The organism is Dyella flava, assembly GCF_016904955.1.
Classification (GTDB): domain Bacteria; phylum Pseudomonadota; class Gammaproteobacteria; order Xanthomonadales; family Rhodanobacteraceae; genus Dyella_B; species Dyella_B flava.
The window spans coordinates 16,493-36,484 of the sequence record NZ_JADIKE010000037.1 but is presented as its reverse complement, the minus strand read 5'-3'; the positions used below and the strand labels follow the sequence as shown (position 1 = coordinate 36,484).

Below are 19,992 nucleotides of genomic sequence, written 5' to 3'. Positions count from 1 at the left end.
CCCGGCTTTCCTCCCCTGCGAAAAGGGGGAGCCTGAAGCCTAGAACTTAAATCACTCCGACCAGGGCGTGCCGCCCGAGTAGTCGCTGCTCATCGTAGTTTCGAGCCCGGAGATAATGCTCGTATTGGTCGTGGTCAGGCCCAGCTCGCGGTTCTTGGTGAGCGAGGCGCTGGAGAAGTTCTCCGAACCCACGAAGGCAACCTGGTTGGATGCGCCGTAGTCGGCCACGATGGCCTTGGCGTGGATGTACAGCGAGGTACTGTTGTCCGGATAGGTGCTGATGTTCACCCCGGCGTCGGCCAGTTCATCGAATTCGCTGGCGTATTCGTTATCGTCGTTGGTCATCACCACCGTCACACTCACGCCATTCTCAGCGGCATTTTCCAATGCCTCGACGATGGCGCTGTCACTCATCTCTTCATTTTCGACCAGCAGGCTGGTCTGGGCGTTGTTGATGATGGCGAGCAGGGACGATTCGGAGTTGGTCGGGCTCCACACCAGGTCGTCGCCATCAGGCGGAGTGACCGTCGCGTGCGCGAAGTCCTTGTTGAAGGTGGTTTCGATCGCGGAGATGTCGTTGGCATCGTTCTCGAACACCGCAAAGTCGCGGGTGGTGCTGTAGTAGCGGCTGGTCAGGTTCAGCGTCATGATCGCCGTCTGTGCGTTCGAGGTCGCGGCGTCAATGGTGATGGTCTTCTGGTGCGTGGCTTCGTACTTGGTCCAGGCCCATTCCACATTCACGCCGCAATCCTTCAGCTGACCGTAGGCGGCGGTGTTGTTGCTCTCCTCATCATTCACGTCGAGGATCACGCGAACGGTGACGCCACGAGCCGCAGCGTTGCAAAGATCATTCTGCGCGGTGGTGTCCTGCAATTCGTACATCGTCATGTCGATGGTCGACTTCGCTGAGTTGATCAGGTTGTAGACCGACGTCATGCCTTGATCGGGTTCAATCAGCAGCGTCTGCGTGCCGGTCTGCGCCGCAGCGGGCAATGCAGCGCCGAAAGCGCAGGCAGCGACCAGTGCGGCGGAAAGGGCGGTCTTTGCGAAGATGGAACGCTCACAACGGCTTTTCATGATTTGGTCCTTATCGTCGAATGAAAGTGGACGCATCTCCCTGCGTTATCGACTGCCGCTCTCCCTGGGCGGCTTCGGCCGACCGGTCCATCCGGTCTTTCCCAATGACGGCGCACATGCGCGCCGCAGCCGAAGCGGCGATATGAACTGCCGCGGATGACATGGATCTTTCTGTGGGATTGCACGCGCCGTGTCTGTTTAAGCGGTGTGCGCCTTCGTCACGTTTCGGTGAACGTGAATAATCCGTGGATGTGATGAAACGGTGTACGCGAACTTGCGCAACGCTTACGCGACACGAGCATGTTCGACTATCGGCGCGCCAGTTTCGGATGCAGGTGGGCGCGATGACGCCACATGTCTGCAAACCAGGTGCCGAATGTGATGCAGACGGCAGCGGTCATGAACGGCAGGTCGGAATCAATTTGCACTTGCGTGAACGCGTTGAAGATGACGATACATAAGAAGGCGATTCCCGGCGCCGTCGCGCCGATGCGCCATGCCCGTTTGGAGGTGCGCTGGATGGAACGTCTCCGGAATCGGCGCACTGCCAGCACGAGGCTCGCAAATACCAACGGGCCTGCGAGAAAAGTTGGGGCACCTGTCTGGTACAGAGTGAAGCCGATAGCGCAGAGCACCGGGATGATCAGTCGCCGCAACCAGGGCAGACGGGATGGTGCGGATTCCGGAAGGCCCTGCCAGTGGTCCACATATATCCAGCCTGCGAAGAGCAGCCAAAGGCTGATCAGGCTGCCCATGATGGTGAGCGAAAACGTGGTGGAGAAGCGTAGTGCATCCCTTCCTGGCATGCCTCCTGTCGCAAAGTCGGCAAGGAATACGGCGGTGGTAAGCAGTGCGCACGCAAGCCCGATAGCCGTGACGCGCAATGAGTTGATGGCGAAGCGCGGCCAGCTCATCGCCCCGGCGCGCGGCGTGGCCTTGTACCAAAACAGCACGCTGCGTTGGTTGAATGAAGCGGGCAGATCATTGATGTGCCCTTGGCAGAGTGCGTATAGAAAGTGCCCGATGCGATCGACGGCGCCTCGATGCAGAGCTATCTTCACGGCCTTCAACCAATCAAGAGGCTGCTGCAAAAGTTGCAGGTATAGCTTCAGGGTCTCCATGTCCGGCCGGCCATGACGTCGCAACTGGATTCGTTGCGCAAGCTCGTAGTGATGCTCCGGCATCAGCTCCCACTGCAAGGATTGCTGCCGTCGCAGCCGCTGCAGCGCAAACGGATTGATGCCCGACAGCACGTGATCCAGGTCGAAGAAGCGCAACAGCGTGTCCAGGCAGTCGGCAGACATCGATTGCGGCTGTTGGAACAAGCGCTGTATGACGATTTGGCCAGTTTGCTGTTTGACCAGAATGGACCAGAAATCCTGGCGCGATTGCAGCCAGGAACTGAGGTCCCGGCTGCTATCGGCATGTATCGCAGTGCGAATCACTTCATGGGCGAGCGCGCCGATATTGACGATTGGCGCCGCCGGTGGCGCTGGTTGCGTGATGGGTTCGTGCGTGCGTTGTGCTGCGCCAGCCGGGGTGTCGCCGGCTGCTGCGGGTGATGGCGAGCCGGTGCTGGAGAGGGTTTGCTCGCTGGGCTGTGCCGCAGGGACGGGTGACTTGCCCGCCTTCGCCAAGGCTGATTTGTACGCCGCGTGCAGCCGCTGGAACGCTTCAGGATCGTCATCGGGCCGTGTCGTACGCAACAGGCGAGCATAGGCGCGCTTGATGCTTGCGGCGTCTGCATCCAGGGGCAACCCCAGCAACTCGAACGCCCAGTTCAAAGCTTCGCTTCCAGCGAGTCCAGGGCGCTGCTGAAGTTCTGTCGGTGTTCCTGGATCAGTCGTTCATCCTGGCTTTCCAGGGTCTGGCGGAACTGCCCGATCCATTGTTGCAGCACTTGCCGTGCCGCGAGGTGTTCTTCGAACAGGCGTTCCGCGCGCGCCAGCAGAGCAATGTTTTCCTGCTTGATACGTGGGTGGATTTTCAGTTCCGACAATACGGCGAGACGCGAGTGGATCTCTGCCGCGCTCAACATGCCGGGATTCTGCTCCAGCACCAGTTCGTGTCGCAGCCCGCTGGCTTTCGGCGTGGCTTCGATCTGCAGCACGCCGTTGATGTCATAGGTGAAGCGGACGACCACTTCATTCTGCGTGAGGGGCAAGTTCGGGTTGAGTGGAATATCCAGCTCACCCAGCTTGATGTTGTTGGCGACCAGTGGGTTTTCGCCCTGGTATACCTTCAGGGTCAGGCGAGCCTGCTGCTCGATCATCGGCCAGTAGCTGCTTTCCCGGCTGATCGGTACCACGCTGTTGCGCTGGATGATCGGCGAGAACAAGCCATTCTGTACATGACCTTGTGCATCGCGTTGCCCGACTTCCACGCCCAGGGTGTAGGGGCATACATCGGTCAGGATGATTTCTTCCAGTTTGGCATGGCGGCGCTTCAGGCCTGAGGCGACGCACGCGCCCAGCGCAATGGCTTCATCCGGATTGATGTGACGCAGCGGGAGTTTGCCGAACATGCGCGCAATCAGGCGTGATACGAGCGGCATGCGGCTGGCGCCGCCAACCAGCACGATTTCACTGAGCTGATCCGGGCGCAGCCGCGCATCGCGCAGTGCGCGTTCCAGCGGCGCCCGCATGCGCTGCAGCAGGGGATCGGCCAGATACAGGAAACGGCCCTGATCGATGTTCCAGCGGATGTCATGCCTGCCGATCTGGCACTCGATGCTTGCCTCGTGATGTTGGCTGAGGCTGCGCTTTGCCGTTTCCAGACGGCGGCGCAACACGCCGCGCTCCACCGGTGAGAAATCGTCGGCCTGAAGTTTCAGGTCGGCCAGGCAGGCGTTTTGCAGCAGCTCAAGAAAGTCTTCGCCACCCAGATAGTTGTCACCGGCGCTGGCGTGCACTTCAACTACGCCTTCGAACATCTCCAGCACTGATACATCGAAGGTGCCGCCGCCGAGATCGAACACCAGGAATCGGCTGCCTTCCTGTCGCTCCTGCAAGCCGTAGGCGAGCGCGGCGGCGGTGGGTTCGTTGATCAGGCGCTCCACCTTGATGCCGGCCAGTTCTCCTGACGCACGAGTCGCTTTGCGTTGCGCATCCGAGAAATAAGCCGGCACGCTGATAACGGCCTCGCGTACTTTTTCGCCCAGTGCCGCCTCGGCATCGGCAAGCAGGGAGCGCAGCACCAGGGCGGATAATTCCTCCGGGCGGAAACGGCGTTCGCCCAACTGTGTTTCGCGAGCCGTGCCCATCCAGCGCTTGAACGCGGCGACAGTCGAGGCCGGATGGCTGATCAGACGATCGCGTGCCGCATCCCCGACCAGCATGTGCCCGTCTTCGTCGACGCTGACTACCGACGGTGTCAGGAAGTCACCCAGTGCGTTGCGAAAGAGCTGCGGTCCCGCATCGCTGTAGTAACCGATAAGCGAATGCGTGGTGCCCAGATCAATGCCGACGATCATGCAAAAACGTCCCCCTGAAACATTCCTTGGCTACGTGGTCGTCCGGCCATTGGGCCATGGATGCCGATTACATGCGGAATACACCGTAGCGTTGTGGCTCGATCGGCGCATTCAAGGATGCAGAAATTGCCAGCCCCAACACGCGGCGCGTATCGGCCGGATCGATGATGCCGTCGTCCCACAAGCGCGCGCTGGCGTAGTAGGGATGCCCTTGGCGCTCATACTGGTCGCGGATCGGCGTCTTGAAGGCATCTTCTTCTTCCGAGCTCCAGCTCTTGCCGGAGGCTTCGAGGCCATCACGCTTGACCGTCGCCAGCACGCTGGCCGCCTGCTCGCCACCCATCACGCTGATGCGCGCATTCGGCCACATCCACAGGAATCGTGCGCCATAGGCCCGGCCGCACATGGCGTAGTTGCCGGCGCCGAAGCTGCCGCCGATCACCACGGTGAATTTCGGCACATGCGAACAGGCCACCGCGGTGACCATCTTCGCGCCGTCTTTGGCGATGCCGGCGTTCTCGTATTTCTTGCCGACCATGAAGCCGGTGATGTTCTGCAGGAACACCAGCGGCACGTTGCGCTGATTGCACAGCTCGATGAAGTGCGCGCCCTTGAGCGCCGATTCGGAAAACAGGATGCCGTTGTTGGCGACGATGCCGACGGGGTAACCGTGAATGTGCGCGAAGCCGCAGACCAGCGTCTTGCCGTAGCGGGCCTTGAATTCGTGGAACTCGGAGCCGTCGACAATGCGAGCGATCACTTCGCGGATATCGAACGGGCGGCGCGTGTCCAGCGGAATCACGCCATACAGCTCTTCGGCGGCATAGCGCGGCTCGGCCGGTGCCTGCAGGGCAAGCGGCATGCTCTTCTTGCGGTTGAGGCTGGCGACGATATCGCGCGCAATCGACAGTGCGTGGGCATCGTTTTCGGCAAAGTGGTCGGCCACGCCGGACGTGCTGGTGTGCACGTCCGCGCCGCCCAGTGCCTCGGCGTCCACCACCTCGCCGGTCGCCGCTTTCACCAACGGCGGGCCGCCGAGGAAGATGGTGCCCTGTTCGCGCACGATGATGGTTTCGTCGCTCATGGCGGGCACGTAAGCGCCGCCGGCGGTGCAGGAACCCATCACCACGGCGATCTGCGGAATGCCCAGGCCCGACATGCGCGCCTGGTTGTAGAAAATGCGTCCGAAGTGTTCCTTGTCCGGAAACACCTCGTCCTGCATCGGCAGGAAGGCGCCGCCGGAATCGACCAGGTAAATGCAGGGCAGGCGGTTTTCCAGCGCCACTTCCTGCGCACGCAGATGCTTTTTCACCGTCATCGGGAAGTAGGTGCCGCCCTTGACCGTGGCGTCGTTGGCCACAATCACCACTTCGGCCCCATGCACATGGCCGATGCCGGTGATGATCCCGGCCGCCGGGGCCGCATCGTCGTACATGCCGTGTGCGGCGAGGGGAGACAGTTCGAGGAACGGCGAGCCTGGATCGAGCAGGGCGCGGATACGTTCGCGCGGAAGCAGCTTGCCGCGGGCGGTGTGCTTGTCGCGCGCCTTGGCGCCACCGCCTTCGGCGCTGCGGCCCAGCTCACGATGCAGGTCGTCGACCAGGGTGCGCAGCTGCGTGCTGCTGGCTTGGAATTCGGGGGAACGGGGATCGATCTGCGAGGTGAGGACGCTCATGGTTTCGTACTGCGACCGTCGGGGGTAAATGGTGGATGATAACGGCGCGGATAGTCCTTCTGCATTTGCGCTCGCAGCTTGACCCGGCGCAAAAGTGTCCCGACCAAGGCCCATAAAAAAACCGGCCGCCAGGGGCGGCCGGTTTCATGGAGGCCTGAAACGAAGGATTAGTTACCCTTCGAGGCGTCCTTGGCAGCAGTGCTCTTCATCGCATCGCCAGCAGCCGGAGCAGCAGCAGCGGTGGAAGCCGGGGCGGCAGCCGGAGCAGCGGCGGTGGAAGCCGGAGCAGCAGCCGGAGCGGCAGCGGTGGAAGCGGAAGCAGCGGCCTTCTGAGCCTGGTCAGCAGCCTGCGAAGCTGCTTGCTGGGCCTGATCAGCCGACTTCTGTGCGTCCTGCGCGGCATCCTGCGCGCCATTGCTGCAAGCCGCCAGCAGCGCGACAAGCGCGGAGGCGAGAAGGGTACGCGTGAACTTCATGATGGAATCTCCTTAGCCGTGGAATGCCAATTGGCACGATTATTAATAGCGCGTTCGTGTTAAGGGCGCTACCAGTTTTATGAACAACTTTTATGCCGCATTAACCCGCTGGCGAGAGATTGACCACCCGCCAGACGGGATACGCGGGGAGACAGTCTAATCCAGACGCTCCACCGCGATAGCCGTGGCTTCGCCACCGCCGATGCACAGGGATGCAACCCCGCGGCGCAAACCACGCGTTTTCAAGGCGTTGAGCAAAGTGACCACCAGGCGGGCGCCGCTGGCGCCGATCGGATGGCCCAGTGCACAGGCACCGCCATTGACGTTGAGCTTGTCATGCGGGATGCCCAGCTCACGCATCGGCGTCATGGCCACCACGGCGAAGGCTTCATTGATCTCGAACAGGTCCACGTCACCCACTTTCCAGCCGGCCTTGTCCAGCACCTTGCTGATGGCTGCCACCGGCGCGGTGGTGAACCACTCCGGTTCCTGCGAGTGGGTGGCATGGGCGACGATGCGGGCCAGCGGCTTGATGCCGCGAGCCTTGGCATCATCGGCCGACAGCAGGATCACCGCGGCCGCACCGTCGGAGATGCTCGACGAACTGGCGGCGGTGATGGTGCCGTTTTCCTTGCGGAACGCGGGCTTGAGCGAGGGGATCTTGCCGATGTCGGAGCGGCCCGGCTGTTCGTCGGTATCGACCTGCACGTCGCCTTTGCGGCCGGACACGGTCACCGGCACGATTTCATCGGCAAACGCGCCGGAAGCCTGGGCAGCCTGGGAACGCCTCACCGATTCGATGGCGTAAGCGTCCTGCTCTTCACGGCTGAAGTGGTACTTGTCGGCGCACAGTTCGCCGAACACGCCCATGGCCTTGCCGTCGTAGGGATTGACCAGGCCGTCCCACGCCATGTGGTCGACCAGCTGGCCGTCACCATAGCGGATGCCGCCACGGGCGTTGACCATGTGCGGAGCGTTGGTCATCGACTCCATGCCGCCGGCCACCACGACGGCGGCCGAGCCGGCCTTGATCAGGTCATGGCCCAGCATGATGGCCTTCATGCCCGAACCGCAGACCTTGTTGACCGTGGTGCAGCCGGTGCCGACCGGCAAACCGGCGTGCAGCGATGCCTGGCGGGCGGGGGCCTGACCGAGGTTGGCAGGCAGCACGCAGCCCATGATCACTTCGCTGACATCGCCGACAGCAACGCCGGCCTGTTCGAGCGCCGCGCGAATCGCGGTTGCGCCGAGCTTGGGGGAGGGTACGCCAGTGAACTGGCCGAGGAAGGAGCCGATGGCAGTGCGCTTGGCACCTGCAATAACAACGCTGACGTCCGACATGATGGTCTCCGAAGGAGCTTTGATGCGCACCCCGCCAAGGGCAACGCTGGGGGAAAAAACTTGCGGAATTATCGCGCCTTCGATGCAAAGCAGCAAATCCGGGTTTTCGTGAGAAATCACGTGCTCGGGAGCTCCCAAAAACACAAAGCGAGCGAATAAGCTATAGACCGGATGTCGTAACTGGAGTAGCGGCAATCCGACGTGTTGTGGGGACCAACATTGCGGACTTAGGGGTAAGTTCTATGGCAATGGGAATGCAGGTTTTGCGTCGCCGCGAAATCGCCATCCTGATTTCGCTTTCGCTCGGTTTAAGCGCCTGCGGAGGAGGCGGCGGCAACAGCAACGTGGCGCCGTCGCCGTCACCCACGTCCAGCAGCGTTACCGTCACACCGCAACAGCAGACGGCACAGATTGCGGAAACGAATGCCGCCGCCGCACACAATGCCGGTTATACCGGTGCAGGGGTCACCATCGGCATCGTCGACAGCGGCATCATGCCGAACAATCCGGCTGTCGCCGGACGCGTGATTCAAGAATTCATCGACGTCGATCCGTCGACCAACAACACCAGCATTCCCGACGTGGTCGGACATGGCACCTGGGTGTCGGAGATTGCCGCAGGCGTTCCTTATCAGGGCTTTGCCGGTGGTATTGCGCCAGGCGCCGACCTGGTATCGGCACGCATCATCGACGACAACGCGCCGGACGATAACGGCTCGACTCCGCCAACCCAGGTAGTACCTTCCGACGCCACGCCGCTGGGCCAGGTCAACCAGCAATTGATCAGCGCCGGCGTGCAGGTCATGAACAACTCCTGGGGCGGCATTACCTGGAGCAGCTCGGATACGGCGACGACCGCGGCCTTCGATCAGGCTTATGCGCCCTTCGTCGAGCAGCACAACGGCCTGGTGGTGTTTGCGGCGGGCAACGACTCGGCAGCCAATCCAAGCACCATCGCGTCGCTGCCCTCCGTCGCGAACGATCCTGCGCTTCAGCAAGGTTGGCTGGTGGCGGTCGCGCTCAACAGCAACAGTCCGACCCAGCTCGACAGTTATTCGAACAAGTGCGGCATCGCCATGAACTACTGCCTGGCTGCGCCGGGTGATGTCGTGGTGCTGGATAAAGATACCCTCGCCTCTACCACCAATCCGACGTACTACCTGGTCGAAGGCACCTCGTTCGCCGCGCCGCAGGTATCGGGTGCGGCGGCGCTGGTGTGGCAAGCCTATCCGTATTTCTCCAACTTCCTGGTGCAGCAGACGCTGTTGGGCACAGCCACACCACTGGGCGGTTCGCAACCCAATCCCACGTTTGGCTACGGCGCGCTCAATGTGGGTGCGGCGGTAAACGGTCCGGAGCAGTTCAACTGGGGCAATGTCACGGTCAGTTTCAGCGGTACATCGAGCTGGAACAATCCCATTTCGGGTGCGGGCGGCTTGACCATGCAGGGCCCTGGTTCGCTCAACCTGACGCAGGCCTCAACCTTCACCGGTGCAACCAGCGTCACGGGCGGTACCTTGAATGCGATATCGCTCGCTTCGCCAACGGTGAGTATCGGCGCCAGCGGCACGCTCGCCATGTCGGGCGCTTCCAAGATCAGCGGCAGCGTGCAGAACGCCGGAGCGCTGGTCGTCGGCAGCACCAACCTCACGGTTGGCGGGAATTACACGCAGACGGGTGGCTACCTGGCGGTGCCGCTGGGTTCTGAATTGGCGGTATCCGGCACCGCTTCTCTCAGTAACAGCGCGGGGCTGGACGTCTACGGTGCGGATTCGGGTTACCAGACCAACTCACATACGTTGGTACTCACCGCCACCGGTGGTTTGACCGGCCAGTTTTCAGGCATCACCACGCCGCCCTCGGTCGCGCTGAAGGCCACGCTTGGTTACGACGCCAATGACGCCTACCTCAATGTCCAGCAAGTCAACCTGACGCAGATCACCGGCCTGCCATATTCCACCGCTACGTATGCGGCGGCCGAACGCGTGCAGAGTGCTTTCAATACCATTAACACCGCCATCGCCAGCGGCGCCAATGCGCAAGCCTTGCCCGGCAGCTTTGTCAGTGGCGCCGCGAGCATTCAGCAGACGCAAACGGCGGCGGCAATGCAGCAGTCGTTGAATAGCCTGTCCGGCCAGCTGTACGCGGCCAGTGCGGCGATGACCTTCGAAGCCATCGATGCCGATACGCGGGCGCTGTCCGACCGTTTCGATGAATTGCTCGACCATCCGCAGTTGCTTAGCCTCAACAAGTTCCAGAGCTGGTCGCAGAACCTGGGCTACCAGGGCAGCATGTCGCGCGGCGGCTTTGACAGCCTGGGCTTCCAGCTCAACGGCGCGATGGTCGGTGGCGATCGCGCGCTCGGCAACGGCGCGATCGTGGGTTATGCGATCAGCCAGAGCCAGGGTCTGGGCAACATCGAACAGAGCGCGGATGAGGGCTTCAGCCGTGCGCTGGAAGGCATGGTCTACGGCGGCTTCGTCCAGGGTAACTGGTATGCGATGGGGCGCTTCGGCGTCGGCAGCGATTGGCAGGATACGCGTCGCGAGCTGATTCTCGGCAGCCAGACGGCTGGCGTGTCGAGCTTCAGCAACGGCAGTTACAACGTGGTCTACGGCGAGAGCGGTTATCGCCTCAACCTCGGTGGCTGGAAACTCACCCCGTTCACCAATCTTGAATACGCCAGCCTCAACCGCGACGGCTTCGATGAATCGGGCGGCGACGGCTTTGGCCTGATCTCGCAAGCGCAGTCCATCCAGCGCTGGCAAGGTGGCTTCGGTCTGCGCAGTTCGCGTCAATGGGTGATGGCCGACGGCACCAGCCTGAGCTTCCAGGCGCGCTTGCTGTGGCAGGACGCATTCGCGATGCACGGCGAACTGCCGAATGCCAGCTTCACGGCCGTGCAGCAATTCACGCCGATCGAAGGCATCGGCCTGTCGCGTTATGGCACGGTCGGTGGCGTGTCGCTCGCCTGGAGCTTCTCAATGCGTTCGAACCTGTCGTTCGGTGTCGATGAGTACGATGCGCAGCATGAACACGCCACGATGGGAACCTTGAACTACAGCCTGCATTTCTAGGCATTGCCCGCCATCCTCTCCTCTATGGGGAGAGGATGGCGGTGAGGGCGAATGACGTTACGCCTTGCCGTGGAACAGCTCACGCCCGATCAGCATGCGGCGAATTTCATTGGTGCCCGCGCCAATCTCGTACAGCTTGGCATCGCGCAGCAGACGGCCGGCGGGAAATTCGTTGATGTAACCGTTGCCGCCAAGCGTCTGGATGGCTTCCAGTGCCACTTGCACCGCGTTCTCCGAGGCGTTTAGCAGGCAGGCGGCGGGATCGATACGCGACTTCACGCCAGCGTCGAACTCCCTTGCCACCATGTACGCAAAACCACGCGAACTTTGCAGCTTGGTGTACATATCGGCGATTTTCGCCTGCATCACACCAAAGGTACCAATCGGCGCATTGAACTGCTTGCGTTCACGCACGTAAGGCAAGGCAAGATCGAGCGACGCCTGCATCAGCCCGATCGGTCCGCCGGAAAGCACCAGCCGCTCCGTATCCAGGCCGCTCATCAGCACGCGCACGCCTTCGTTCACTTCGCCGACGATGTTCTCCGCGGGAATCTCGCAATCCTCGAACACCAGTTCGCAGGTATTGGAGCCGCGCATACCGAGCTTGTCGAGCTTCTGCGCCGTGCTGAAACCCTTCATGCCTTTTTCGATAATGAAGGCTGTCATGCAGCGGCTACCCGCCACGCGCGGTGCAGTGCGCATATACACCAGCAGGACGTCTGCATCGGGGCCGTTGGTGATCCACATCTTGGAGCCGTTGGCCACCCACACATCACCGCGCTGCTCGGCCTTGCAGGTCATCGAGCCGACGACATCGGAACCGGCGCCGGGTTCGCTCATCGCCAGTGCGCCGACGTACTCGCCGGAACACAGCTTCGGAATGTATTTGCGTCGCTGCGCTTCGTTACCGTTATGGAAGATGTTCTGCACGCACAGGTTGGAGTGAGCGCCGTACGACAATCCCACCGAGCCGGACGAGCGCGAGATTTCCTCCATCGCCACCATATGTGCGAGGAAGCCCATGCCGCTACCGCCGTACTCTTCCGGGACGGTAATGCCGAGCAAACCCATGTCGCCCATCTTGCGCCACAGGTCGTGCGGGAACTGGTTCTCACGGTCAATATGATCGGCGCGCGGCGCGATCTCCTTTTCCGCGAAGGCCGCAACGCTATCGCGCAGCAGATCGATTTCTTCACCGAGCGGGAACGGACGCATCACAAAACTCCTGGGGAAGGGGATTTAGCCAGGGAATTGTAGCGCAGCGGGCGTTAGGGACTCTGACGCAACGCATCAGGTGGGCCGCATTAGCCCCCTCTCCCCTTTGGGGAGAGGGGGCAATGCTGGCTAGATGGGGGTTTACTGCTTCCGCCTTTCAGCACAACCCACCATTCACCGCGAGCACCTGCCGCGTGATGTAACCAGCTGCCGGACTCAGCAAAAACTGCACCGCGGCAGCAACTTCATCGGCGGTACCGGCACGCTGCATGGGTATCATTTTCATGATCTCGTCAAGCGGTACGTCGTCGCTGATCATGTCCGTATCGATCAAGCCCGGCGCCACGCAATTGACGGTGATCTTGCGCTTGGCCAACTCCACCGCAAGCGCCTTGGCGGCGCCGATCACGCCGGCCTTGGATGCGCTGTAATTCACCTGGCCGCGATTGCCGATCAGGCCGGATACCGACGTGATGCATACGATGCGTCCAGCGGCGCGACGACGGATCATCGGCATGATGATCGGATGCAGCACGTTATAGAAACCATCCAGATTGGTACGTAATACCTGATCCCAATCTTCGTCGGTAAGCGCAGGAAAAGCTGCGTCGCGGGTCAGTCCTGCATTGCAGACGATGCCGTAGTAAGCGCCATGTGCTTCCACATCCGCTTCGAGTGTGGCAGCGCAGGCAGCGCGATCGGCTATGTCACATTGCAGGATGCGTGCATGGCGGCCGAGCTGTTCGATCGACGCCTGCACCTGTTCGGCTTCATCGCGCCGGCTGCGGCAATGCAGGATCAGATCATAGCCTGCCTGTGCCAGGCGCAAGGCAATCGCGCGCCCGATGCCACGGCTGGAGCCGGTGACCAGAACCGTATCAGTCATGCTGTGTTTCTCCGGCGATCTGTTTAAAGAAGGCATCTGCATCGGGCGGACGATAAACGTTCAAGCGAGCTTCGGCGTGAATGCCCGGCGCGTCGATGCGGCAGTTGAAAACGCCCATGCCGTGCTCGTCGTGGAACGACCGTTCCGCCTCGATGCGCAAGCAAGTGCCGGCCGGGAATGCATCGACATTGCAGGCGTAGTGACGCGTGCCGAGCAGAAAGCCCAGTTGTACCGGTTGCTGATCGGCACGGGCGCGGCAACCGGCCCAGGCGGCGATGCTTTGCGCCATCAATTCCACGCCCACCCATGCGGGCAGGCTGCCGTCGGGATCTTGAAACAACCCATCTGTTTGCAAGGTTCTTGTACAAACGATGCGGTCGGCTTCGAGCTCTTCGACGTGGTCGAGCAGGATCATGTCGCCGGCGTGCGGCAACACCTCGGCGATCGGCCACGGCGTCATGCCGGATCCCCAAGAATCAACGCTGTATTGTTGCCGCCGAAGGCAAAGGAATTGCTCATCAGATAGCGACGGCCGCCCGCGGGCAGATGGCCACCGGCTTGCACGAAGTTCAGCGGCGGCAGGGCCGGGTCGGCCTCGCCATCCCATCGATGCGGTGGCAGACGGCGCTCCGCGCGACGGTCGCTCAGGCTCAACCAGCAGAATGCAGCTTCCAGCGCGCCAGCGGCGGCCAGGGTGTGGCCGGTCAGCGATTTGGTGGAAGAGCAGGGCACGGCATGCGCAAACGTGGCGGTAACCGCCAGGCTTTCCATGCTGTCGTTGTGTTCGGTGGCGGTGCCGTGCAAGTTGATGTAGTCGATCTGCTTTGCATCCAGTCTCGCGTTGCGCAGCGCATCCTGCATCGCCTTCTGCGCACCGGTTCCGTGTGGATCGGGTGAGGACATGTGATACGCATCGGAGCTGGCGCCGCCACCGAGCAGTTCCACCGGACCGTCTTCACGCGTCATCAGGAACAGTGCTGCCGCTTCACCGATATTGATGCCGCGGCGGTGCCGGGAGAATGGATCGCAGCGCTGCAAGTCCACGGCTTCCAAGGCATGGAAGCCGTTGATCGCCAATCGGCACAAGGTATCCACGCCGCCACACAGTACCGCGTCGCACAGGCCGGTCCGCAGCAGGCGTTGCGCACTCAGCAGCGCACGCGCACCTGAGGTACAGGCGGTGGAAATGCTGTAGCAGGGGCCGCCCAATCCCAGCCATTCAGCGAGGAAGGCAGCGGGTGCGCCCAGCTCCTGGTGTGCGTAGCGATAATCCGCCGGCCACGTGCCATCGCGGCGATAGGCACCGATCCCCTGCGTGGCTTCCTCGATGCCGGTGGTACTGGTGCCCAGCACCACGCCGATGCGTTCGTGACCATAGCATTCGATGGCGGCACGGATATCTGCCTCGATCTCCTGCGTCGCGGCAAGCAGCAAACGGTTATTGCGATTATCGCGATGGCTGCGCAGTGCTTCGGGTATCGGCGGCAACGCCACATGCACGCGGCCCAAGGGCGGGGCATGGCCGGGAATCCAGTCCTGCTCGGGACGAATGCCGCTGTCGTCGCCGGCGAACAGTGCTTCGGCAACGGCGGATTTGCCTGCGCCGAGATTGCAGATTACGCCTAGCGCATTGAGGTAGGTGTTCATGCGAAACCTCCATTCGCCGGGGCGACGGTGAGGTAACGTTGAAATAGCTGATCAATCATGGGCCGGTTTGCGTACAGCAGCATTAACCAGGGTTTCTTCGCGCTGTCCCGGTGGCGGCGGCGCCCGTAGGCCCCAGCGTTCGAGCAGGCCGAAATCCTTCGAGCGACTCCACCACAGATAAGGAAAGGACACATTCCGCGGGCCAAACGCAAAACCTTGCCCGCGCAGCATGTTCAGATATTCGTCCGCGCTTTTTTGCACGTGCATGGGATGCCGGAAAAACCAGCGGATCACCCAGGTATCGATGTACGCCTTGGTGGATTCGGCGAACAGCAGCCAGCCGCCCGGCTTCAGTACGCGCCAGAACTCGGCAAGTGCACGCTCCTGCTCGACCAGATGATGGAAGGTCTGGTGGCAGAACACGATGTCGACGCTGCTGTCGGGTAGCGGGATCTCGGCACAATCGGCGGTCAGCAATTCCACGCGGATGCCTTCGCGCGCGGCTTCTGCTTCGGAAAGGCTCAAGCTATGCGGATCAGCATCCAGTCCCAGCATGCGCACCGGCTGAAAGGCGTCACGCAACAAGCGGAACGATTTGCCCTGGCCACAGCCCGTGTCCAGCAGGGTGCCGCCTTGCGGCAGCGGCTCGCCGATCAGGCGCTTGAGGTCGTTGATTGCCACGCGCAGAACATGATGCTGCCAGGTGTGGCTGCGCAGGAAATGGAAGCCAATGCGCGTTTCCTCGACATAAGTGGGGCTGGCGTAATTCATGGCGTGATCACGGGGGAAGGAGTTTGCGGAGGGTTGCGCAGCCGGCGTTCCACCGCCTCGATAAAGACATCCGGCGAGACCAGCTGCATTTCGCCATTGGCGATTTTTACCGCGACTTGAATGCTGCTCGCGCGGGTGATGCGCTGGCCGGTGGCGGCATCCTGGATCAGGTAATGGATGCGCAGACGGTTTTGCCATTCGATCAGGTCCGCGCGCACGTGCAGCCGCTGGCCGAAACGGGAGGCCTGCACATAGCGCAATTGCAGATCGATCACCGGCCAGACGTAGCCGGATGCCTTCATCTGCGTGTAGTTATGGCCGATCTCGTCGAGCAGGGCACAGCGCGCCACTTCCAGATACTTCACATAATGGCCGTGCCAGACCACGTCCATCGAATCGACATCGAAGAACGGCACCACCACGTCCACCGTGGCATGCAGAACGCCGCTAGTTCGCATCGGTGGCCTCCGTGTCGGCCGGTTGCCAGTAAGCGTAGAAATTGAACCACTGTCGTGGCGCCATCAGGCATTGTCCGGCGAGATGATCCGCATAGCGTTGCACCCACGCCTGCACGGCTGCATCGCGCTGACCACGCTCCCAACGGGCAACATCCAGGAACGGGTCCAGATGGATGCGATAGCGGCCATCCACTTTCAAACAGCAGAGCAGGTTCACCGGGCAGCGCAATAGTCCGGCCAGCAACCACGGACCTTGCGGAAATGTGGCCGGATGTCCGAGGAAATTCACCATGACGCGTCGGCCATCGTGCAACGGCACGCGGTCGCCGGCCATCGCCAGCCATTCACCGCGCTCAAGCCGTTGCGATAAGTCCATCATCATCGCCGTATCCAGTTCGCTGACCTGGATCAGCCGCATGCTGCGGTCGCCGGCTTCGCCCAGCAGGCGATTGAATTGCGCGACATGCCGGTTATGTACCAGCACGTTGAGCGGGACCTGTTCGCCCAGTTCCGCCATGGCGCGGCAGACATCCGGATTGCCAAGATGGGTCACCACCAGGATCTCGCCGCGCCCGCCATGCTGGCTGCGCAACAGGCGCGGGCGGATGCCGGAAGGATCGACCAGTTGCACCTGTTCGAAGCGCAGGCGGCCGCGCCATACATCCAGGCGATCGAGCAGATTGTCCGCGAAGGCGATGAACTGCCCGAATACGCTGCCGAGCGAGGGATGGAGCGCCGGGTTGCCGCTCCAGTCCGCAAGATATGTCTGGTATTGCCGGATATGGCGCCGCGCGCTGCGCGCCGAGACAAAGAAGTACAGCACGATCAGATACAGCACAGGCGCCAGCAGGCGGCGCCCGAACATGCGCACGCTCAAGGCGGTCAGGCGCATCAGGAACAGGCTGCCGCGTTCCTTCTGTGTTGACCAGTGACGCTCCTGTGCAATCTGTTCGTTCATGACGTGGCGCTCCATGCCAATCGACCCGAGGAATACGCCTTGTCGCCATGACGATAGGCGAAATGTAGTTTGTTGCGCGCCGCATCGTGGTGCAGAGTCAAATCCGCGCGATTACCCGGACGCAGCAATTGCTGAAACTTCAGCGCTTCCATCATCTGGCACCGCGCCGGCGTGCCGAGACGTGTGGCGGCGAAGCTCAGCGCCCACGCGATCTGCACTGCGCCTGGCAACACCGGGGCTTGCGGAAAGTGGCCGGGGAAATAGACCAGATCGAGCGGAATGCGCAGCGCCAGCGTCCAGACACCGTCATGCTGTTGCTCGTCCAGCAGCAAGGCTTCACGTGGCAGCGGCGCTTGCAGCCAGGCATCGATCTGCTGGGCAGATGCCGAGGCGGGCAGGGTGTCAAGCAGACGCCACGTCACCGGCTCGCCGGTGTATTCGATGTCACGCTGCAAGCGGTCGATCAAGCGTGAGCGGCCCAGGCGGCAAAGCGCGTCGATCCCCGTACTGTGCAAGACCAGCACGATGCCCGGCGCGTTCTCGCCGGCATGTCCGCAACGCGCATCGGCGACCCAGGCATGGGTGCGCAAACGTTCGGCGGTGCAGACAAGTTCCATGCTCACGCAGTGCCTCGCAAGCGTCGGCGCAACAGCCACTCACCGATAAACAGCGTACCCATAATGAAATACACCAGCAGGCCGTTGTACAGCGTCCACCAGGCCAGGGGTGCCCACAAGGTGAGCACGGCGGAGACTGCGCCGTTGAAGACAAAAAAGCCCACCCAGACCCAGGTGACCTTGCGCGTATAGGGAATCGCGGCGTCGGGCAGGTCCGGTTCGCGCACGCGGGCGATGCGTTCGACGATCGGCGGGCCGTATCTCAGGCTCAGACCGAACGCGCACAGCAGCAGGGCGCTGATCAGGCTGGGATACCAGCGCAGCAGCACGGCTTCGCCACTGAGCGCCAGCAGCGCGCAATAGACCAGCGCCGCCGTCAGCATCCAGCGTCCGCCGGGCTGCTTCAACAAGCTGGGCGCGCGGATCAGCCAGATGGCGCCAAGCACCAGCGCAAACATCGGCGGCGGCACGCGGTCCATGCCGAAATACACCACGAACGGGTAAAGCACACCCGCCAGCGGTAACAGAATAGAGGTTATTTTGCGCATGCGTCCCGCTGCGATTGCACGAAGGCGGCGAGACTGGCGACCGTGGTGAAATGCTGGCGCGCGTCTTTCGAATCCGAAGCGATACGGATGTCATAGCGCTTCTGCAAGGCCAGAGCCAGTTCCAGTGCGTCGACCGAATCAAGGCCAAGCCCTTCGCCGAACAGCGGTTGCTCAGGCGGAATATCCGCAACGGTGACATCCTCCAGATTGAGGGTGTCGATGATCAGCTGGGTGATTTCTTGCTGTAGGTCATTCACGATGACGCAAGCTCCCTCAGGAAAAGTTGATGCAGATGTTCGTTGAGCCGGCGCGAGGCGATCGGCATCGCGGCTTGCGCATTGAACGTATTCGGATCGATGTCCTTGCCCACGCGTAGCGTGATCTTCACCCGTCGCGCCGGAATGCGATACCAGGGCTCGGCCTTGGTCAGCGTGGTCGGCTTTACGCTGATGAACACAGGCGTGATGGTGCGTGCGCCACGCAGCGCAATCGCCGCCGCGCCACGGTGAAATATCGGTGCGCGGTTTGGCGTGGTGCGCGTGCCTTCGGGAAACACGATCAGGGTCTCGCCCTCGCGCAGCGCGTCGGCCGCCTGCTCCAGCATATCCGGGCTACCATCGTTGCTGATGTATTGCGCCCGGCAGACCGGGCCGCGCGTGAACGGATTGCGCCACATGCTTTGTTTGACGATGCAATTGGCATCGCGGATATGCGCGATCAGAAACACCACATCGATCAACGAGGGATGATTGGCAATGATCATCTGACCCGGACAGCCAAGGCGCTCGGCGCCCTCGAACACGTATTCCAGCACGCCGCTGCGATACATGAACTGCACATGCAAGTAGAACGCCTTGCTGATGGCGGCGCGTGCGCGCTGGCGGCGAGTTCTGGTGTCGCCCGGCAACAGGCCGAGCAAGGGCAGCAGGATCAAGCGCAGCAGCAGTCCGCCCAGGCCGAACAGTGCGAAGCTTGCGCCGGTGGCTAACAGCCGCCAGACGTAATTCCCCGCACTGAAACGCCTTACGGAGTTCGCTGCCAGATCCATCGACGTGTCTTCCATGTGTGTACAAGTGTGTCGTTGTGCTGATGCAGTGCACCCACAAATTGCAGCGCATGCGGCCATGCAGCGGGAGCATCATCGCCACGATTCGGTTCCAGCCGCAGCTGCCATCGCGCGCCGGCCTGCTTGCTGTTATCCGCCTCGATTCCCCTTACCCTCAGTGCCAGAGCATACGAAAACGGTACATCGTCGATCCAGTCTCGGTAGGGTTCGGGTGGGTATTCCTCGGCCACCACCACCAGCACTGCCGGTGCGCCTGTACTTAACAAGGCTGCGGCTTCCACCATGGCGTGCTCAAAGGTATCGGCTTCCCCCGCGATGGCGACGGACTCACCGTGCTGACCACGCAGAATCGACCATTGCCCGGCGATGGCGTTATGCACCGACAAACCGAACTGCGTCGGCGATAGCGGTTGCTGATCGGCCACATCACTCAGCAGCGCATAGGTGCGGGGTGTTTCGCCGTGACGCGAGGCAAACACGAACGGCAACTGCTCGGATTCACCGCACAGCGGCCAGGCGACATGCAAGGTCATACGCGCCAGGCGGCTAAGGCGCCGGCGTTGCATGGCCGGCAGAAATTCGCAGGCGGGTTGGGTATCGCCATCGGCGACGCGCACGGGATTCAGCGACCAGGCCTGCCAGGCCTCGTCGCTATCGAGGCCCGGTGCCCATGCGCGCCATGCATCGATTTGGAAATCCATCATCAAC

The 19,992-nt window shown here is 61.9% G+C and carries 19 protein-coding genes; 1 reads left to right on the top strand and 18 read right to left on the bottom strand.

Going from position 1 to position 19,992, the window contains the following annotated elements; translation table 11 throughout:
- Positions 1-51: 51 nt before the first annotated feature.
- The 6 genes from ISP19_RS13480 to ISP19_RS13455 all read right to left on the bottom strand — a co-directional run bounded on the left by ISP19_RS13480 (position 52) and on the right by ISP19_RS13455 (position 8,041).
- Complete coding sequence (locus ISP19_RS13480) at positions 52-1,077, bottom strand: phospholipase D-like domain-containing protein (protein WP_204682938.1); 1,026 nt, start codon at positions 1,075-1,077, stop codon at positions 52-54.
- A gap of 308 nt (positions 1,078-1,385) precedes the next feature.
- Positions 1,386-2,861 carry a J domain-containing protein gene (locus tag ISP19_RS13475; RefSeq protein ID WP_204682937.1) on the bottom strand — a complete coding sequence of 492 codons (1,476 nt, stop codon included), beginning with the start codon at positions 2,859-2,861 and terminating at the stop codon, positions 1,386-1,388.
- Complete coding sequence (locus ISP19_RS13470) at positions 2,858-4,549, bottom strand: molecular chaperone HscC (RefSeq protein WP_204682936.1); 1,692 nt, start codon at positions 4,547-4,549, stop codon at positions 2,858-2,860. Before ISP19_RS13470 ends, ISP19_RS13475 begins: the two co-directional genes overlap by 4 nt.
- A 67-nt stretch (positions 4,550-4,616) precedes the next feature.
- Positions 4,617-6,224 (bottom strand): carboxyl transferase domain-containing protein, encoded by a 1,608-nt coding sequence (locus ISP19_RS13465; RefSeq protein ID WP_204682935.1) that lies wholly within the window; start codon positions 6,222-6,224, stop codon positions 4,617-4,619.
- A 167-nt stretch (positions 6,225-6,391) separates the two neighbouring features.
- The gene (locus ISP19_RS13460) at positions 6,392-6,700 is read right to left on the bottom strand and encodes a hypothetical protein (RefSeq protein ID WP_204682934.1); all 309 of its coding nucleotides are present in this window, start codon (positions 6,698-6,700) and stop codon (positions 6,392-6,394) included.
- Positions 6,701-6,856: 156 nt separating this feature from the next.
- A complete protein-coding gene (locus tag ISP19_RS13455; RefSeq protein ID WP_204682933.1) occupies positions 6,857-8,041 on the bottom strand; it encodes a thiolase family protein in 1,185 nt (394 codons plus the stop codon).
- A gap of 242 nt (positions 8,042-8,283) precedes the next feature.
- On the opposite strand from ISP19_RS13455, the gene ISP19_RS13450 reads away from it, so the two are divergent.
- A complete protein-coding gene (locus ISP19_RS13450; protein ID WP_204682932.1) occupies positions 8,284-11,118 on the top strand; it encodes an autotransporter serine protease in 2,835 nt (944 codons plus the stop codon).
- 57 nt (positions 11,119-11,175) lie between these two features.
- Here ISP19_RS13450 and ISP19_RS13445 read toward each other — a convergent pair whose 3' ends face one another.
- The 12 genes from ISP19_RS13445 to ISP19_RS13390 form a co-directional block, all read right to left on the bottom strand.
- On the bottom strand, positions 11,176-12,333 hold the full coding sequence (locus ISP19_RS13445; RefSeq protein ID WP_204682931.1) for an isovaleryl-CoA dehydrogenase: 1,158 nt from the start codon (positions 12,331-12,333) through the stop codon (positions 11,176-11,178).
- A gap of 157 nt (positions 12,334-12,490) precedes the next feature.
- Positions 12,491-13,219 carry a 3-oxoacyl-ACP reductase FabG gene (fabG, locus tag ISP19_RS13440; protein ID WP_204682930.1) on the bottom strand — a complete coding sequence of 243 codons (729 nt, stop codon included), beginning with the start codon at positions 13,217-13,219 and terminating at the stop codon, positions 12,491-12,493.
- A complete protein-coding gene (locus tag ISP19_RS13435) occupies positions 13,212-13,679 on the bottom strand; it encodes a hotdog family protein (protein WP_204682929.1) in 468 nt (155 codons plus the stop codon). The genes fabG and ISP19_RS13435 overlap by 8 nt, the downstream gene beginning before the upstream one ends.
- Positions 13,676-14,866 (bottom strand): beta-ketoacyl-[acyl-carrier-protein] synthase family protein, encoded by a 1,191-nt coding sequence (locus ISP19_RS13430; RefSeq protein WP_204682928.1) that lies wholly within the window; start codon positions 14,864-14,866, stop codon positions 13,676-13,678. Before ISP19_RS13430 ends, ISP19_RS13435 begins: the two co-directional genes overlap by 4 nt.
- Before the next feature lie 51 nt (positions 14,867-14,917).
- Complete coding sequence (locus ISP19_RS13425; RefSeq protein WP_204682927.1) at positions 14,918-15,637, bottom strand: class I SAM-dependent methyltransferase; 720 nt, start codon at positions 15,635-15,637, stop codon at positions 14,918-14,920.
- A complete protein-coding gene (locus ISP19_RS13420; RefSeq protein WP_204682926.1) occupies positions 15,634-16,095 on the bottom strand; it encodes an acyl-CoA thioesterase in 462 nt (153 codons plus the stop codon). The genes ISP19_RS13425 and ISP19_RS13420 overlap by 4 nt, the downstream gene beginning before the upstream one ends.
- A complete protein-coding gene (locus ISP19_RS13415) occupies positions 16,085-17,053 on the bottom strand; it encodes a lysophospholipid acyltransferase family protein (RefSeq protein WP_204682925.1) in 969 nt (322 codons plus the stop codon). Before ISP19_RS13415 ends, ISP19_RS13420 begins: the two co-directional genes overlap by 11 nt.
- Complete coding sequence (locus ISP19_RS13410) at positions 17,050-17,670, bottom strand: ApeI family dehydratase (protein WP_204683339.1); 621 nt, start codon at positions 17,668-17,670, stop codon at positions 17,050-17,052. The genes ISP19_RS13415 and ISP19_RS13410 overlap by 4 nt, the downstream gene beginning before the upstream one ends.
- A gap of 2 nt (positions 17,671-17,672) precedes the next feature.
- The gene (locus ISP19_RS13405) at positions 17,673-18,218 is read right to left on the bottom strand and encodes a COG4648 family protein (RefSeq protein WP_204682924.1); all 546 of its coding nucleotides are present in this window, start codon (positions 18,216-18,218) and stop codon (positions 17,673-17,675) included.
- On the bottom strand, positions 18,206-18,475 hold the full coding sequence (locus ISP19_RS13400) for a phosphopantetheine-binding protein (protein ID WP_204682923.1): 270 nt from the start codon (positions 18,473-18,475) through the stop codon (positions 18,206-18,208). The genes ISP19_RS13405 and ISP19_RS13400 overlap by 13 nt, the downstream gene beginning before the upstream one ends.
- Positions 18,472-19,266 (bottom strand): lysophospholipid acyltransferase family protein, encoded by a 795-nt coding sequence (locus ISP19_RS13395; protein ID WP_204682922.1) that lies wholly within the window; start codon positions 19,264-19,266, stop codon positions 18,472-18,474. The genes ISP19_RS13400 and ISP19_RS13395 overlap by 4 nt, the downstream gene beginning before the upstream one ends.
- Positions 19,242-19,988, bottom strand: coding sequence for a beta-ketoacyl synthase chain length factor (locus tag ISP19_RS13390; RefSeq protein ID WP_204682921.1), 747 nt, complete (start codon positions 19,986-19,988; stop codon positions 19,242-19,244). The genes ISP19_RS13395 and ISP19_RS13390 overlap by 25 nt, the downstream gene beginning before the upstream one ends.
- Positions 19,989-19,992: the final 4 nt, after the last annotated feature.

What these genes read in the sequence shown, in the direction of transcription:
- ISP19_RS13480 (WP_204682938.1), bottom strand. Translation starts at nt 1,077, where the DNA reads ATGAAAAGCCGTTGTGAGCGTTCCATCTTCGCAAAGACCGCCCTTTCC.
- ISP19_RS13470 (WP_204682936.1), bottom strand. Translation starts at nt 4,549, where the DNA reads ATGATCGTCGGCATTGATCTGGGCACCACGCATTCGCTTATCGGTTAC.
- ISP19_RS13465 (WP_204682935.1), bottom strand. Translation starts at nt 6,224, where the DNA reads ATGAGCGTCCTCACCTCGCAGATCGATCCCCGTTCCCCCGAATTCCAA.
- ISP19_RS13460 (WP_204682934.1), bottom strand. Translation starts at nt 6,700, where the DNA reads ATGAAGTTCACGCGTACCCTTCTCGCCTCCGCGCTTGTCGCGCTGCTG.
- ISP19_RS13455 (WP_204682933.1), bottom strand. Translation starts at nt 8,041, where the DNA reads ATGTCGGACGTCAGCGTTGTTATTGCAGGTGCCAAGCGCACTGCCATC.
- ISP19_RS13450 (WP_204682932.1), top strand. Translation starts at nt 8,284, where the DNA reads ATGGCAATGGGAATGCAGGTTTTGCGTCGCCGCGAAATCGCCATCCTG.
- ISP19_RS13445 (WP_204682931.1), bottom strand. Translation starts at nt 12,333, where the DNA reads ATGCGTCCGTTCCCGCTCGGTGAAGAAATCGATCTGCTGCGCGATAGC.
- fabG (WP_204682930.1), bottom strand. Translation starts at nt 13,219, where the DNA reads ATGACTGATACGGTTCTGGTCACCGGCTCCAGCCGTGGCATCGGGCGC.
- ISP19_RS13435 (WP_204682929.1), bottom strand. Translation starts at nt 13,679, where the DNA reads ATGACGCCGTGGCCGATCGCCGAGGTGTTGCCGCACGCCGGCGACATG.
- ISP19_RS13430 (WP_204682928.1), bottom strand. Translation starts at nt 14,866, where the DNA reads ATGAACACCTACCTCAATGCGCTAGGCGTAATCTGCAATCTCGGCGCA.
- ISP19_RS13425 (WP_204682927.1), bottom strand. Translation starts at nt 15,637, where the DNA reads ATGAATTACGCCAGCCCCACTTATGTCGAGGAAACGCGCATTGGCTTC.
- ISP19_RS13420 (WP_204682926.1), bottom strand. Translation starts at nt 16,095, where the DNA reads ATGCGAACTAGCGGCGTTCTGCATGCCACGGTGGACGTGGTGGTGCCG.
- ISP19_RS13415 (WP_204682925.1), bottom strand. Translation starts at nt 17,053, where the DNA reads ATGAACGAACAGATTGCACAGGAGCGTCACTGGTCAACACAGAAGGAA.
- ISP19_RS13410 (WP_204683339.1), bottom strand. Translation starts at nt 17,670, where the DNA reads ATGGAACTTGTCTGCACCGCCGAACGTTTGCGCACCCATGCCTGGGTC.
- ISP19_RS13405 (WP_204682924.1), bottom strand. Translation starts at nt 18,218, where the DNA reads ATGCGCAAAATAACCTCTATTCTGTTACCGCTGGCGGGTGTGCTTTAC.
- ISP19_RS13395 (WP_204682922.1), bottom strand. Translation starts at nt 19,266, where the DNA reads ATGGATCTGGCAGCGAACTCCGTAAGGCGTTTCAGTGCGGGGAATTAC.
- ISP19_RS13390 (WP_204682921.1), bottom strand. Translation starts at nt 19,988, where the DNA reads ATGATGGATTTCCAAATCGATGCATGGCGCGCATGGGCACCGGGCCTC.